The sequence below is a fragment of the Pantoea sp. Lij88 genome, assembly GCF_030062155.1.
Classification (GTDB): domain Bacteria; phylum Pseudomonadota; class Gammaproteobacteria; order Enterobacterales; family Enterobacteriaceae; genus Pantoea.
The window spans coordinates 3,640,995-3,655,935 of sequence record NZ_CP118269.1 but is presented as its reverse complement, the minus strand read 5'-3'; the positions used below and the strand labels follow the sequence as shown (position 1 = coordinate 3,655,935).

Sequence of the window (14,941 nt, the reverse complement as noted above, 5' to 3'; positions counted from 1 at the left end):
TTAAGGCAGCTTCGGCCAGACGCCTGGCCCAATCGGCAGACCCAGCAGATACCACACCATCAGCAGCGCTATCCAGCTGATAAAGAACACCAGCGGATAGGGGAAGATCAGCACGTAATAGGTGCCGAGCTGCGCATCCTTCTGATAGCGCTGCAAAAAGGCCAGGAACAGCGGCAGAAACGGCGACATCGGAGCCAGCGGCAGTACGGCAGAGTCGGCGATGCGGAAAATCATCTGGGCAAAGGCGGGATGGAAGCCGAGCAGCATAAACATTGGCACGAAGACCGGGGCCAGAATCGACCAGATTGCTGAGCCGCTGGCGATAAACATGCAGAGAAACGCCGACAGGAACATCAATCCCAGAAACGCGGGCGCGCCGCTGATGCCTGCACTCTCCAGCATGTCGGTCAGCCCGATTGCCATGAATTTGCCCATGTTGCTCCAGTTAAAGAACGCCACGAACTGCGACAGCGGAAACACCATCACGATAAAGCCCGCCATGCCCTTCATCGGATCGACCAGCAGCTGCGGGATATCATCCGGACGGCGGATCTGCCGGGTGACCACGCCATAGGCAATGGCGACCACAAAGAAGAACAGAATAATGATCGGCACGATGCCCTGAATAAAAGGCGAGGGAATAATGGCACCGGTGGCGGGATTGCGCAGTGGCGCATGTTCCGGCACCACCAGCAGCGCCATCACGGCGATAAACAGCAGCGCGGCGATCCCGGCAGCGCGCAGGCCGCGGTTCTCCAGCGGCGTCAGTGCCGCCAGCTTTTCTCCATTGCCCTGCCACTGCGGCAGGCGCGGCTCGACAAACTTATCGGTCAGCAGCGCGCCCACTATCGTCAGCACAATCACCGAGGTAGCCATAAAGAACCAGTTATCGATGACGCTAACGTGCACCGTATCGCTGACCGCTTTCGCCGCTTCGGTGCTGATGCCGGAGAGCAGCACATCGGTGGTGACAATCAGCAGGTTGGCGGTAAAACCTGAGGCCACACCGGCAATCGCGGCCAGCAGACCCGCGACCGGATGACGACCCACCGCCAGGAAGATCAGCGCGCCCAGCGGCGGCATCACCACCAGCGCGGCATCCGAGGAGATATGGCTGAAGAAGGCGATAAACAGCACCATATAGCTGGCGTAACGACGGCTGACGCGCGACGCCATCTTCACCATCAGCGACTGTAACAGCCCGACCTTTTCCGCCAGTCCGGCACCAATCACCAGCGCCAGAATCGATCCCAGCGGGGTAAAGCTGCTGAAGTTCTTAATGATATTGGGCAGGATCCACTGAATACCTGCGACGCTCAGCAGGTTGTTCACCCGCACGATTTCACCGTTGCTGGGGTTCTTCACTGCCAGGTCCAGCGCGCTGATTATGGCGGTCGCCACCATCAGTACCACGATCAGATAAACAAACAGTAAAAACGGGTTGGGCACTTTATTGCCTACGCGCTCGATCCAGCTGAAGAGCCGGCCAGGGCTGCGGTTCTCGGATGTTGCTTCCATGGTATTGATTCTCATCTTGTGTTCCCCTTATCGGCGGAGGCCCGGTCTGACGCCGGTCGTGATGTACGACAGGCGGTGAGTTCAGAGCCGGCTCCGCTGATTCAGGGAAGTGTTTGCAATATTTTTTATAGTGGTCCGCGTCAGAGACACGTCCGTTGGCTCATTCGGCCAGTTTTGTGGGTGTGATCCCCGCCGGGATCGGACAGATATAAGGCTGCGCGGCGCGTACCCGTTCAAACTCTTCCCGGCAGCCAGCCAGCGCCTGCGAATCCGTTAACAGCGTTAACACGGTGGCGGCCATCACTTTGCCCGCCAGAAACATCCCCTTATGCCCGATACTGGTGCGGCCCTGCGCCACCAGTTGCCAGGTGTGCAGCGGCGTGCCGAAGGTAAAGCAGGGCGCAAAGCACTGTGCGGTCGGCGTTACCCAGCTGACATCGCCGACATCGGTGGAGCCGTAGAGCAGCTCACGCGTCACCGCATAGGGCGCGACCTCATCCATAAACAGCTTATCGCCCAGCTGTTCAGCCCAGGCATACCCGGCTTCACCACCGGTTCGGGCGGCATTGAGCCGGGCATTGCGCAGATCGTCATCGGTCAGGGTGGCACGCAGTTCAGCCGCAAACGCGCGCTCTTCGTCGCTGTAGTCGGGCAAACCAAACTGATGCAAATAACGCTCCATGACGGCTTCCAGCGCGCGATTCGGTACGTAGTCCGAGCAGGCTTTGTCAAAACGCACGGTCAGCGTGGTGTCCGTCATCAGCGCCGCGCCTCTGGCGATATTAATCACCCGTTCGTAAATTGCCTGCGCCTGCGGCAGCTCCGGGGCGCGGATCAGGTAGAGCACCTCCGCATCGGCCTGCACCACATTCGGTGAGACGCCGCCGCTGTTAGTGATGGCGTAATGCAGACGCGCCTCCTGCACGATATGCTCGCGCAGGAAGTTGGCGCCGGTATTCATCAGCGTGACGGCATCCAGCGCGCTGCGGCCCAGATGGGGGGAATTGGCAGCGTGGGCGGCAACGCCTTTGAAGCTGAACGCCGCCTGGATGTTGGCGAGGGTGCGCAGATTAAACATGCCGCTGAAACCTTCCGGATGCCAGGTGACGGCGGCGTCAACGTCGTCAAACAGCCCCTCGCGCACCATAAAGGTTTTGCCCGATCCGCCCTCTTCGCCGGGGCAGCCGTAAAAGCGAACCGTACCGCCCGTATGATGTTGTTCCATCCAGGCTTTCACGGCGCAGGCTGCGGCCACACCCGCCGTGCCGAGCAGGTTGTGGCCGCAGCCATGTCCATTGCCGTTGGCTTCCAGCGGTTGTGGCCGGGCGCAACCCGACTGCTGGCTCAGACCGGCCAGCGCATCAAACTCACCCAGAATGGCAATCACCGGCCTGCCGCTGCCCGCGCTGGCGATAAAGGCCGTATCGATGCCCCCCACACCACGTTCCACTGCGAATCCCTCTCTGTCGAGGGCATCGGCCAGCAGCGCCGACGAGCGGGTTTCGGCGAAGCGGGTTTCCGGCGTATCCCAGATGGCGTCGCTGAGCGTGCTGAAGCGGAGCTGATGACGATCGATATAATCGGCGATAAACGCTTCCATCATCGTGATCCCCCGAACTGCGCCTGGTTCAGCGCCAGGGTGGCCAGCAGCGTGATGGCGTCCGGCATGATCCGCTCGTCAAAGTCGAATTTCGCATTGTGGTGACCCGCCGCCAGTTCACAGCCGAAAATAACGTAAGAGGCTTCACCGCCCCGCTGTTTTACGCGCTCCATCATGCAGGTCGCATCTTCCGAACCTGCTGCCTGCGCTTTACGATCGACCACCGAGTCGAACATGCCGAGTGCATCTGCCTGCTGGTGGATGAAATCGACCCACGGCTGCGTCGGGGTACAGCTGCGCGCAGCGCCCATCAGCGAAACCTGCTGCTCAACGCCATACATCGCCGCCGCACCGGCAATCACCCGCAGCGCCTGCTGATAAATATCGTCGTTAACCTGATTAGTGACGCCGCGGGTTTCGACCTTCAGCAGGGCGCAGTCGGCCACCACGTTGCGGCCGGTTCCCGCCTGCAGCACGCCAACGTTGACCCGCGCCACGCCGCCGCTGTGCTGGGTCAGACCATGCAGCGCCAGCGTCGCCTGTGCGGCGGCCAGCAGGGCATTGCGACCCTCTTCAGGGCGACCGCCCGCATGGGCACCGACGCCGGTGAAGTGAACATCCAGCTTGGTCGTGGCGAGGAAGCTGTCGCTGCCGCACACCACCTGGCCTGCTGGCACGCCGGTGCCGATATGAATCGCAGTGAAGCGCTCAACGTCATCGACCACGCCCGCCGCGACCATCGCTTTGGCCCCGCGCACGCCCTCTTCGGCGGGCTGGAAGATCAGTTTAATCGTGCCGCTGAGCTGATCTTTCATCGCCATCAGCACCGAGGCGAGACCCAGCCCAATGGTGGTGTGACCATCGTGACCGCAGGCGTGCATCATGCCAGCATTACAGGAGGCAAACCCTTCGCGCTGTGGCAGATGATCGGCGGCCTGGCTTTCATTGAGATCCAGTGCATCCATATCGACGCGGAAGCCCATCACCGGGCCAGGACGGCCGGTCTCAAGCGTCGCCACAATGCCGCAGAATCCGCCGGAGAAGTGGCTGATCCACTGCGGCAGCGCGCCCTGTTGCAGCGCGCGCGCTTCCTGCTGCTTCAGCACGGCTTCGTCAGGCAGGCCCATCCGCGCATCGGCATCGATCACCTCACGGCCCAGCTTCAGTTGATAACCGAGCTTATGCAGTTCTTCAGCGACTATCGTTGCGGTGCGGAACTCCAGCCAGCCCGATTCGGCGAAGTGATGGAAGTCGCGACGCCACTGCTGCAGCTGTGGCAGCAGGGCGCTGACGTGGTCTGAAAGGGGGTTCATCGGCTCTCTCCTCATTGTTGATTTTTTATGCACTGCTTCGAATCTACACAATGGTACTGGGCGGCATAAGATGCGAATATCTTGTGACTGATAAACAACGGTTATCGCAAAATTATGTCTGCCAATCTTAAGCTTCATCAGCTGCGCGCCTTCACTGACGTGGCGCGCCAGGGCAGTATCCGGGCGGCAAGCCGTCTTTCCGGGCTGTCGCAACCGGCGTTAACCAAAGCGATTCAGGAGCTGGAGCGCGAGCTGGGCGCAAAGCTGTTTATCCGCCGTCAGCAGGGCGTCGTGCTGACCGATATCGGTGATAACTTTTTTCGTCATGCCAGCCTGGTGCTGGCGGAGCTGCGGGTCGCTGAAGAGGATATCCAGCAGCGTCTGGGGCTGGGCGGCGGTCAGGTGAACATCGGAGTGGGTGGCAGCGTGGCGCGCACTATCATGCCGCAGGTGATAAACCAGTTTCATCGCGAATACCCGCTGGTGAAGGTGCGCATCGTCGAAGGTCAGCTGGTGTCGATGGTGCATGAACTGCGTCAGGGCGCGCTCGATTTCACCATCAATACCTACGATCAGAGCCATCTCGATCAGGAGCTGATGTATGAAAGGGTAATGGAGCGCGAGTACAAAGTGGTGGTGCGCAAAGGCCACCCGCTGGAAAAGGCCCGTTCTCTGGCGGAGTTACAGCAGGCGGACTGGACGATGCCAACCCCGAAAGGCAGCTATTACCGTCTGCTGCACGATCTGTTTGGCGAGCGCGGCATGGCACCCAAAATCGTGGTGACCTGTGAAACCTTTATGGCCTGCACCAGCCTGGTGGCGCAAAGCGATTTCATCAGCATTCTGTCGGTCGACGTGATTGATGATCCGATTCTGGGCCGATCGCTGGTGGCGCTGGCGCTCGATGACCCTCTGCCGAAAGCCATCTTCTATCTGATTCAGCGCAAAGACACCACGCTGACCCCGATGAGCAGTTATATGGCACAACTTTTCCGCCGTTATTGTCAGTGAAATCAGGGAGTAAACTCGATCGTCTACACTCTTAAGGTACTGTAATAAATCCACCCGACAAATAGAGGTTACGATGCAAGTCAGTCCTTATCTGTTTCTCTATGGCCGTTGCGAAGAGGCTATCGACTTTTACCTGCAGGCGACCGGGGGAGAGCTGCTCTCTAAAATGAAATTCGGTGATATGCCGGATCAGGGTGAGCAGGTTGGCGATCAGTCTGCCGCGCCGCAGCCGCCAGAAAAGATTATGCATGCGCAACTGCGTATCGGTGACGGTGAGCTGATGCTGAGCGACGGCAATACTGAGAAGCCGCCAGCGTCTGAACATGCCGGTTATGCGGTCAGCCTGTCCACCAATGATGTCGAAAAGGGCAAAGCGTGGTTTGAGAAATTGTCGGCAGGCGGCAAGGTGACAACGGAGTGGCAGGAGACGTTCTGGTCGAACGGATTCGCGATGTTCATTGATAAGTTCGGCATTCCGTGGCGCATCAACGTTGAGAAGCCGCAGAACTAAAAGCGGGGCAGATGCAGCGCTTATCTGATAAGCCTGCAGCTGAAAAGCTGGCCCTGATGCGTGATGTCCTGAGCCAGCGTTCCTGCTAAACGGGCGGTTGTTGCAACCGCCCGCAACCATCAGAAGTTATAACCCGCCACCAGGTAGTAACCCCAGCCAGTCGATTTCACTTCAAATGGACCTTTACCGAAGTTCAGTTCCTGACCATCCGCCCACTGTCCGCCGTTGTGGAAATAACGCGCCACCGCAGAGAAGTGCCAGTGATCGTAACCCAGTGACAGAATGTGGCTGGAAGCGATGGAGTTGCTGGTGCGTGATGAACCGCCTTTTTCGTTGAGGTCAGAACCCCAGTCGAAGTTGGTGAAGCCCACATAGCCCAGATTACCGCCCCACAGCGTGGTGATTGGCACGAAGTATTTCACCTTGAAGCGATAGCCATCCCAGCTGTTTTCGTTCGCTGCGCCATAGTTTTCCCACTGGTATTTGGCGTAGACGTTCAGCGACAGGCCGACATCGCTGTGCGTATCGATATCGGTGCCCAGACCCATGTACCAGGTGTTCTGGCGGTTATCGCTGTTGCGGCCCATATCGTAGATGTAGTTGTTAGCGAAATACCACTCCTTGAACGGACCAAAGGCCAGGCTGGTGCCGGTCAGTTTGTCGATAGAGAAGCGCGGCTCAATCTCCATAAACATCGGTGAACCGTGGTCGAACACGCCGTTGGCATTGCTGTTGCCCACGCCGAAGAAGTTAGGCACGTCGAGATAGCCGTAGAAATCGAACCAGTCTTTCTTCGCAAACGCCTCATATTCCAGATAAACGTCGTTGTTAAACTGCGGTCCGAAACGCGTATGGTAGCTGCCTACCACGTTCACGCTCTGATGCCACCAGTCGGAGACATACTGCGGGTCGCTTTCAGCGGCCTGCGCAGCACCACTCAATGAACATGCCAGCACGGCACCTGCTATCAACGTTTTATATTTCATTATTATCAGCCACATGCTTTTGACCGCCGCACAGCAGACGCAGTCAGAGAGAAATCGGTCCCTAGATGGGAATGAGGGTTTCACAGCAAATAACAGCCAGTTCTTCAGCCCGCGTAGCGTGCCTGTAACAGATCGATAGAAAATAGATTTTGCTCACGTTTGTCAAAAAGTGTTGCATTACAATTCAGCTAAAATGTGACGTACTTCACAATAACGACGTGGATCGAACGGAACCAGGCAACCGTTTACGTTGTCTGGTTCGTGATCAAACGGCCGGGATCAGGGAAGGGTGACGCGGACCTGCAAACCACAAATAGCACCCTGTGGCGTCAGGCAATTGGAAAGGGCGACGTGAATCTGATGTTTCTGTGCGACGTTTCGCACAATCGATAATCCCAGCCCGCTGCCCTGGGCTTTAACGTCCGGGGAACGGGTAAAGCGATCAAACGCGCGCTCGATAAAGGATTCCGGCATGCCCGGACCGTTATCGACAATATCGACTACGGTCCTGCCCGCAACCCGATGCAGCAGCACATCGACCAGGCTGCCTTCCGGCGTGTGTAACATGGCGTTCCCAATCAGGTTATCGAACAGGCTGCGCAGCTCGGAGCGGCTGGCCTGCAGACGGTACTGCGTGGAGCCGTTAAAGCCGATATCGATGCCGCGTTTATCCGCCACCACCATCAGCTGCTCAATGCTCTCTTTCAGCAGATCTTCCAGGTCAATATGCTCAACGCTGGCCACCACGCTCTGGTCATCCTGACGCGAGACATTGAGTAGCTGCGTCACCAGATGACGGGTGCGGGTGACGCCCGCCTCCAGCTGGCTGAACTGCCGGCTCGCTTCGCCCGGCTGGATGTGCTGACGCAGGTTTTCCAGCTGCAACGTCACCGCCGTTACCGGCGTGCGCAGCTCATGCGCGGCATCTTCCAGGAACTGACGCTGCGACGACCAGGCTTCCCGCAGCTTATTCAGCAGCGAGTTGTAGGCGGCTACCAGCGGCAGGATCTCATCCGGTAAACCTTCCGGTGAGACATTGTGCGGATGATGCGTCTCCTGCGCCGCAATCTGACGCGAAGCGACCTGCAGATCCCGGGTGATCTTGCGCACCACCAGCCAGATCACCAGCAGTGACAGCGGCATCATCAGGATCATCGGAATGATCGCCGACAGCGCCCGCTTGACCATCGAGGCCTTCATGTAGCTGAGGTTGTGCATGACCTGGATGGTTTTGATCTCGCTGCCAGGCATGCCGGGCCGGGTGTAGATGCGCCACTCACAGTCGTCGCACTGACCGATATGCACATCATGATAGCCGCGCTGGTTTTGCAGCGGCGCCTGTAACTCCGGCCATGAGCTGGCCCGCAACTGGCCCTGATCGTCCCATAGCTGAACCACAAAAGCGCTCTTCGCCTTGTCCGGCGCAATAAGCATCGGCATCAGGGCGGGCATCTGTTTATTGGTGGACCAGGCATCAGCGATTTTTGCCAGCTGATCGTCCTTCATGGTGCCGACCATATCGCCGTAGCAGCTGAAGAAATACCAGGTGACGCCGCCGATCATCAGCAGGTGAATGATCAGCAGCGTAGAGAGAAGTTTGTTGCGCAGTGAGCGCATAAAGCGGAACGGTTTCATATCGCCGGTACCCGCCAGCCCAGCCCGCGCACGTTGCGGATGACATCGTTGTCCAGCTTGCGACGCATCCCGTGGATCAGCACATCCACCGCATTGCTGCTGACTTCATCGCCCCAGCCATAGATACGGTTTTCCAGCTGCTCGCGCGACAGAATGGCACCTGGCCGCTCCAGCAGGGCGTAGAGCAGGGCATATTCACGCGCCGTAAGCTGCTCGCGCTGGCCTTTGTAGAGTACTTCACGGGTCATCATATCCAGCTGGACATCGCCGCTACCCAGCACCGAGTCTGCTGCGCCGTGGCTGCGTCGGGTGATGGCGCGCATTCGGGCCATGACTTCCTGTAAATCGAATGGTTTAAGCAGGTAGTCGTCCGCACCGCTGTCGAGGCCCTGGATGCGCTGCGCCACCGTGTCGCGCGCGGTCAGAATCAGTACCGGCGTGGCATCGCCGCGCCCGCGTGCCCGGCGCAGCACCTGCAGGCCATCATCGCGCGGTAAGCCGAGATCGAGCAGCACGCAGCTGTAGCCGCCTTCACTCCAGGCATTCTGGGCATAGACGCCATCGCGCACCCAGTCGACCGACCAGCCCGCGCCCTCCAGTGCCTGCTGGAGGTTCGCGCCGATCATTTCATCATCTTCAACCAGTAACACGCGCATGGCTGATCTCCTTCATAAAGATAAGAGAGAGTTTACTTACCAATTGTTAGCCCAGAATTATCCTTCCGCCTTCATACTTCGCACTGTGGCGGCGTTGGCTGCTTTTGCTCACCCCAGTCACTGACTGATGTCAGCTCCCGGGGATTCGCGCATTCGCCGCCTTGCCACAGAATGACTCATTCAGGTAGGTAATGGTCATTTTCTATGACCGTGATTCCCCCCAAAGTCCCGCTGGCCGCGCCTTTCCGCTCCCGTTTCCGCCGTTGCTAATTCTGCGCTAATTTTCTGCTAATTAAGGGATAAATTTTAGCGGGTAGAGTGGCTCCACTGCACATCAGCATGAACAGGAGGAACCATGAATCAGCGCGAGTTTATTCGGAGTTTGCTGGACTGGATTGAGAACAACTTAGGACACGATCTGCATCTGGATGAGGTGGCGCGCCGCTCGGGCTATTCGCGCTGGCATCTGCAACGCCTGTTCCGCCAGCACACCGGCTTTTCACTGGCTGAATATATCCGGCAGCGGCGCTTAACCGAGTCTGCGCTCACGTTGCTGAGCAGCAACGAAGCGATACTGCAGGTGGCGATGAACTACGGCTTCGACACTCAGCAGGCCTATACCCGCACCTTTAAAAACTACTTTATGGTGACGCCAGGCCAGCTGCGCCGTCAGCGTCGCGTCGAGCCGGATCGGCTGCTGTTTCCACTGGCGATGGCCAGCTGATGCCTGATAAGACCTTCCCGTCACTGCATAAAGACGGGAAGGTCGGCCCGCACTCTCATCCTGCATCCCGCCCTGTTTTTTTTACCCGCCAGCCATAATCGCCTTGCCCGAACGTGTTAGTTTGTTGCCAGCATCCCTTTACTGTCGGAGTCGGGAAACATGGAAAACGGCGCGAATTTAACCGCCATGTTGGTATTTGCTCGGGTTGTGGAATTACAGAGTTTCAGTGAGGCGGCGCGTGCACTGGGCTGGTCTAAATCCCATGTCAGCCGGGAGATTGCCCGTCTGGAGTTGCGTCTCGGCATCCGGCTGCTGCAGCGCACCACCCGGCGGCTGGCGCTGACCGAGCAGGGCCAGGCGTACTATCCCTACTGCGTAAGGATGCTGGCTGAAGTCCAGCGCGCAGAAGCGTTCGTGCAGCAACTGCATCAGCAGCCCACCGGCCAGATCAGGCTGCAGGCGCCCGTTACCTTCGGCTGCCAGTGCGTGGTGCCCGTTCTGAATCGCTTTCTTCATCGCCATCTGCATATCAACGTCGATCTCGATCTGACCGATCGTAATCACGATCGGCTGGACGATCAGGTGGATCTGGCGATTGTGATCCGATCTCGCTCGCCGCAGCAGGGTAATTTCCGGGTGCTGAGCGATATCGAGTGGGGACTCTATGCCGCGCCCGCTTACCTGGCGCAGCGACCCGCCATCACGCATCCTGAGATGCTGCCGCGCCATGACCTGCTGATGTTTCACGGTCCGGCGCACACCGCCGCGCTGCCGTTCCGCCGTGATAAACAGCGGCTGGCACTGGACGTGCGCAGCCGTTTCCGCGCCAATAACAGCATGGCGCTGCTCAATGCGGCACTGGCGGGTAGTGGCATCGCTTATCTGCCCTCGTACATGGCGCAGGAGGCGATGGCGCGCGGCGATATTCAGCAATTGCTGCCGGAGTGGCAGATGGATCGTCTGCAGAGCTATCTGCTGCTGCACGACACACCTGAACCGGCCTCGCCGGTGACGCTGCTGTGCGATGCCCTGGTGGCGGCATTGAATCCGGGCTGATTGTTGTCAACTGGCAACAACCAGCGCCACTGAGTAACTATTCCGCCACGACTGTTGTTACTCTGCGACTCCGGTTAGCCTGTATCCCTGATCATTCAATGGATACCACCATGCAACAGTCAACCGAAACGGCAGAGTTTCAGCACTGGAGACGTAACTTAGCGGTCTGCGTCGTCGGCTCTTTTACCACTATCGTGGCGATGACGCTGCTGCTGCCGTTTCTGCCGCTCTATGTTCAGCAACTCGGCGTTGAGCAGCCCGCCGCCATCGCCCGCTGGTCTGGTCTGGCCTACGGCGCGACCTTTTTCAGCGCCGCGCTGACTGCGCCGCTGTGGGGCAGGCTGGCCGATCGCTATGGCCGTAAGCTGATGCTGATCCGCGCCAGCCTTGGGATGGCGATTGCGATGTCGCTGATCGGCATGGCGACCGCGCCGTGGCAACTGGTCGCGCTGCGCCTGCTGGCGGGGCTGCTGGGGGGTTACGCGTCGGGGTCGACCATTCTGGTGGCGGCACAAACGCCAAAAGCGCAGACCGGCTGGGCGCTGGGCGTATTGTCATCCGGCATTATGGCGGGCAACGTGGTCGGGCCGCTGTTGGGGGGAGTGTTACCGCCGCTGATTGGCATCCGTCAGACTTTCTGGCTGACCGGCGCGGTGATATTTCTCGCCTTCCTCGCCACCACCTTCTTACTCAAAGAGCAGCCACGTGCCGCCGCGACGTCGCGCGCCAGCCAGCCAGCGCAGTCCGCAGACGAGCCGGTTAATCACAACCTGGTGCGGCTGATGTGGCTCTCCGGCATGTTGCTGATCTTCGCCAGCATGTCGATTGAGCCGATTATCACGCTTTACGTGGGCGAGTTTGTGCAGGGCAACCATCAGATCACCATGATATCCGGACTGGTGATGTCCGCTGCGGCGCTGGGGACCGTACTGGCGGCACCCCGGCTGGGTCGTCTGGCCGATCGGGTAGGGCACTGGCGGGTGCTGACGGGCGGATTAGTGGTTAGCGGACTGCTGCTGATTCCGCAGGCGTTTATCACGGCGGCCTGGCAACTGGTGCTGCTGCGTTTTCTGATGGGGATGGCGCTGGGCGGATTGATGCCGTGCATTACGGCGATTATTCGTCATAACGTGCCGGGTTCACAGGTCGGGCGGATGCTGGGCTATTCGACGTCGGCGCAATATATCGGTCAGGTCAGCGGCCCGCTGTTCGGTGGGCTGGTGGGCGGGGCGTTTGGAATGCGACCGGTCTTTCTGGCAACCTGCGCGGTAATGCTGTTTTGCGCCTGGCTCAACTGGCGCGGGATGCGTAAATAGCGCGATCAAAAAAGGCGGACCGGAGTCCGCCTTAGTTTATTCACCGCTGCGTGAATTACTTCTGGTCTGGCAGCGCGTAGGCAATCACATAATCGCCCAGCTTGGTACCAAACGAGCCGTGACCGCCTGCCGCGATGACAACGTACTGCTTGCCATCTACTTCATAGGTCATCGGCGTCGCCTGGCCGCCTGCTGGCAGACGGGCCTGCCACAACAGCTCGCCGGTATCGGTGCTGAAAGCACGCAGGTAGTTATCTGCGGTCGCACCAATGAAGAACACCTTACCAGCGGTGGTGATAGGACCACCCAGCATCGGCATACCCATTTTGAACGGCAGCGGAACCGGTGCGCTATCGCGAACGGTACCGATACGCTGTTTCCACACCACGTCGTTGGTCTTCAGATCCACCGCGGAGATATAACCCCAGGCAGGCTGTTTACATGGCAGACCAAACGGTGACAGGAACGGATTCAGCTCGACGCCATACGGCACGCCATACTGTGGCTGAATACCGGTTTCCGTACCTGAGCCACCCTCAGCGCCTTTCGGCGGCTCAATCGGGTTGCCTGGGCCACGCGGAACCAGCTTAGAGACAAACGGCAGCGCCATCGGGTTAGCAATCGCGATCTGACGATGTGGATCGACGGCGATGCCGCCCCATTCGAACATACCGAGGTTACCCGGGAACACCAGCGTACCCTGCTCAGATGGCGGGGTGAACGGACCTTCATAGCGCAGGCGCTTGAAGATCACGCGGCACACCAGCTGGTCGAACATCGTCGCGCCCCACATGTCCTTGTCCGTCAGGTTCTGTTTCGGACGGAAGGTCAGCTCAGAGTAGGGCTGAGTGGCGGCAACGTGGTCGCCTTTAGCGGCACCCTGTGGCACTGGCGTTTCTGGCGCAGGGACCACTGGCTTGCCGGTACGGCGATCCAGGACAAAGATGTTGCCGGTTTTCGCTGGCGCGTAAACCACCGGGACGGTGTTGCCATCTTTATCGGTGATGTCAGCCAGCGTCGGCTGCGACGGCAGATCCATATCCCACAGGTCGTGATGCACAGTCTGATAAGACCAGACCAGCTTACCGGTGGTGGCGTTCAGAGCCAGCACGCTGCTCGCATAACGCTCCTGCTCTGGTGTGCGGTTACCGCCCCAGATATCCGGTGTGGTCACGCCCATTGGCAGGTAAACGGTATCCAGTTTCGGATCGTAAACTGCCGGTGCCCATGAATTCGGTGAGTTCATGGTGAAGGTGTGTTCATCAGCCGGAATGGCATTCGGGTCTTTCGCGCCTGGATCAAACACCCACAGCAGTTTGCCGGTATTCACATCAAAGCCACGAATAACGCCTGACGGCTCGCGGGTTGAGAAGTTATCGGTTACCGCACCCGCCATCACGATGGTGGTGTTGGTAATGATCGGCGGAGAGGTCGGCTCATACATACCTGCGGTCGTGACAGGCTGTTTGTGTTGCAGATCCAGCTCACCGTTGACGCCAAACGTCGGGCAGCGTTCACCGGTCTCTGCGTCCAGCGCAAACAGACGACCATCGTTGACAGGCAGATAGATACGACGTGAGCAGAGAGCAGGCTGAGTGTTCGCTGCATCGGCTGCTGCCGGCACTTCGTGGTAAGAAACACCGCGACAGGTCACGTGCTGGAAGGTTGGATTAACCTTCATACCCGGATCAAATTTCCACTTCTGCTTACCGGTGGCCGCATCCAGAGCAAACAGAATCTGGTGTGGCGAACAGAGGTAAAGCGTGTCGCGGATTTTAATCGGAGTGACTTCGTCAGTGATTTCGCCCGGATCGTTAGGGGTTTTCATGTCGCCAGTCTGGAACTGCCAGGCAACCTGCAACTCTTTCACGTTCTGATGGTTAATCTGCTTCAGCGGCGAGAAACGGGTTCCCTGCTGATCGCGCGCATAAGCGGGCCAGTCAGCATCCGGGATGTTACTCAGCGGTGCAGCCTGCGGGGCGTTGTCAGCGGTTTCTGGTACAGAGCCGTTGATGACCTGCGGGTCGTTGAATACCGCATAGGCCAGCACGAGGGCACTGGCAATCAGCGCCACGGCCATCGTACCCAGCGCGGCTTTGCTGCCCGCGTTGAAGCTGCGATAAACAAACGGCAGGATCAGCCAGACACCAAAGATCACCAGCACATCGGTGCGCGGTGCCAGGGCCCAGAAGTCTGTACCCACTTCCCACACACCCCAGATCAGGGTGCCGATCAGCAGCAGCGCATAGAGAACCAGCGCGGTGCTTTTACGACGGGAAAGCAGATAAGCGGTGATAAGCATAACCACACCGCCGAAAACGTAATACCAGGAACCACCGATGGCGGCTAACCAGCCACCGCCAATGAGCATAAACGCGCCCGTCAGCACTGCGAACAGCACTGTCAGGAAACGAATTACGCCAAAAGATGAGGAGTTTTTCCCCATAATATCGACCTCGTTTCGTTGCCATAAAACACACGAAAACAACCAGATAGGCTGTTTCCAGTTATCAAGTACAAATGATTAGGGTGTTCTTCAATATCTCTTCCGTTAAGACAGACGATCCCTTTGTGTTAAATGTTATAGCAAAATCAGATCGAGATTTGATTTTTTT

Annotated in this window: 12 protein-coding genes; 5 read left to right on the top strand and 7 right to left on the bottom strand. The window is 58.6% G+C overall.

The genetic code is table 11. The features are described 5' to 3' along the window. The 3 genes from abgT to PU624_RS20960 all read right to left on the bottom strand — a co-directional run bounded on the left by abgT (position 1) and on the right by PU624_RS20960 (position 4,431). Entirely contained in the window at positions 1-1,518 is a 1,518-nt protein-coding gene (gene abgT / locus PU624_RS20970) for a p-aminobenzoyl-glutamate transporter (RefSeq protein WP_283548050.1), read from the bottom strand. Between the two features lie 160 nt (positions 1,519-1,678). Beyond that, positions 1,679-3,121 carry a M20 family metallopeptidase gene (locus PU624_RS20965; protein ID WP_283546485.1) on the bottom strand — a complete coding sequence of 481 codons (1,443 nt, stop codon included), beginning with the start codon at positions 3,119-3,121 and terminating at the stop codon, positions 1,679-1,681. Beyond that, positions 3,118-4,431 carry an amidohydrolase gene (locus tag PU624_RS20960; protein ID WP_283546484.1) on the bottom strand — a complete coding sequence of 438 codons (1,314 nt, stop codon included), beginning with the start codon at positions 4,429-4,431 and terminating at the stop codon, positions 3,118-3,120. The genes PU624_RS20965 and PU624_RS20960 overlap by 4 nt, the downstream gene beginning before the upstream one ends. 114 nt (positions 4,432-4,545) lie before the next feature. Between PU624_RS20960 and PU624_RS20955 the strand changes: the two genes are divergently transcribed. Further along, complete coding sequence (locus PU624_RS20955; RefSeq protein WP_283546483.1) at positions 4,546-5,442, top strand: LysR family transcriptional regulator; 897 nt, start codon at positions 4,546-4,548, stop codon at positions 5,440-5,442. 73 nt (positions 5,443-5,515) lie between these two features. Continuing rightward, the gene (gene yjdN / locus PU624_RS20950) at positions 5,516-5,953 is read left to right on the top strand and encodes a VOC family metalloprotein YjdN (RefSeq protein ID WP_283546482.1); all 438 of its coding nucleotides are present in this window, start codon (positions 5,516-5,518) and stop codon (positions 5,951-5,953) included. Positions 5,954-6,072: 119 nt separating this feature from the next. Here yjdN and PU624_RS20945 read toward each other — a convergent pair whose 3' ends face one another. From PU624_RS20945 to PU624_RS20935, 3 genes are all read right to left on the bottom strand, one after another. Next, positions 6,073-6,939: a nucleoside-specific channel-forming protein Tsx gene (locus PU624_RS20945; RefSeq protein WP_061061391.1), complete on the bottom strand. Its 867-nt coding sequence runs from the start codon at positions 6,937-6,939 to the stop codon at positions 6,073-6,075. Positions 6,940-7,218: 279 nt separating this feature from the next. Then, positions 7,219-8,574, bottom strand: a complete 1,356-nt coding sequence (locus PU624_RS20940) for a sensor histidine kinase (RefSeq protein ID WP_283546481.1) — start codon at positions 8,572-8,574, stop codon at positions 7,219-7,221. Beyond that, the gene (locus tag PU624_RS20935; protein ID WP_111141873.1) at positions 8,571-9,230 is read right to left on the bottom strand and encodes a response regulator; all 660 of its coding nucleotides are present in this window, start codon (positions 9,228-9,230) and stop codon (positions 8,571-8,573) included. The genes PU624_RS20940 and PU624_RS20935 overlap by 4 nt, the downstream gene beginning before the upstream one ends. Before the next feature lie 355 nt (positions 9,231-9,585). Here PU624_RS20935 and PU624_RS20930 point away from each other — a divergent pair, with 355 nt between their 5' ends. The 3 genes from PU624_RS20930 (at position 9,586) to PU624_RS20920 (ending at position 12,326) form a co-directional block, all read left to right on the top strand. Then, positions 9,586-9,954, top strand: coding sequence for a helix-turn-helix domain-containing protein (locus tag PU624_RS20930; RefSeq protein ID WP_009092546.1), 369 nt, complete (start codon positions 9,586-9,588; stop codon positions 9,952-9,954). Positions 9,955-10,113: 159 nt separating this feature from the next. Then, a complete protein-coding gene (locus tag PU624_RS20925; protein WP_283546480.1) occupies positions 10,114-11,010 on the top strand; it encodes a LysR family transcriptional regulator in 897 nt (298 codons plus the stop codon). A gap of 110 nt (positions 11,011-11,120) precedes the next feature. Beyond that, complete coding sequence (locus PU624_RS20920; RefSeq protein WP_283546479.1) at positions 11,121-12,326, top strand: MFS transporter; 1,206 nt, start codon at positions 11,121-11,123, stop codon at positions 12,324-12,326. A 55-nt stretch (positions 12,327-12,381) separates the two neighbouring features. Here the strand turns inward: PU624_RS20920 and PU624_RS20915 are convergent, their stop codons facing one another. Beyond that, positions 12,382-14,772 (bottom strand): glucose/quinate/shikimate family membrane-bound PQQ-dependent dehydrogenase, encoded by a 2,391-nt coding sequence (locus PU624_RS20915; RefSeq protein WP_283546478.1) that lies wholly within the window; start codon positions 14,770-14,772, stop codon positions 12,382-12,384. Positions 14,773-14,941: the final 169 nt, after the last annotated feature.

Coding starts and splice junctions, on each gene's coding strand:
- abgT (WP_283548050.1), bottom strand. CDS start 1,518: ATGGAAGCAACATCCGAGAACCGCAGCCCTGGCCGGCTCTTCAGCTGG.
- PU624_RS20965 (WP_283546485.1), bottom strand. CDS start 3,121: ATGATGGAAGCGTTTATCGCCGATTATATCGATCGTCATCAGCTCCGC.
- PU624_RS20960 (WP_283546484.1), bottom strand. CDS start 4,431: ATGAACCCCCTTTCAGACCACGTCAGCGCCCTGCTGCCACAGCTGCAG.
- PU624_RS20955 (WP_283546483.1), top strand. CDS start 4,546: ATGTCTGCCAATCTTAAGCTTCATCAGCTGCGCGCCTTCACTGACGTG.
- yjdN (WP_283546482.1), top strand. CDS start 5,516: ATGCAAGTCAGTCCTTATCTGTTTCTCTATGGCCGTTGCGAAGAGGCT.
- PU624_RS20945 (WP_061061391.1), bottom strand. CDS start 6,939: ATGAAATATAAAACGTTGATAGCAGGTGCCGTGCTGGCATGTTCATTG.
- PU624_RS20940 (WP_283546481.1), bottom strand. CDS start 8,574: ATGAAACCGTTCCGCTTTATGCGCTCACTGCGCAACAAACTTCTCTCT.
- PU624_RS20935 (WP_111141873.1), bottom strand. CDS start 9,230: ATGCGCGTGTTACTGGTTGAAGATGATGAAATGATCGGCGCGAACCTC.
- PU624_RS20930 (WP_009092546.1), top strand. CDS start 9,586: ATGAATCAGCGCGAGTTTATTCGGAGTTTGCTGGACTGGATTGAGAAC.
- PU624_RS20925 (WP_283546480.1), top strand. CDS start 10,114: ATGGAAAACGGCGCGAATTTAACCGCCATGTTGGTATTTGCTCGGGTT.
- PU624_RS20920 (WP_283546479.1), top strand. CDS start 11,121: ATGCAACAGTCAACCGAAACGGCAGAGTTTCAGCACTGGAGACGTAAC.
- PU624_RS20915 (WP_283546478.1), bottom strand. CDS start 14,772: ATGGGGAAAAACTCCTCATCTTTTGGCGTAATTCGTTTCCTGACAGTG.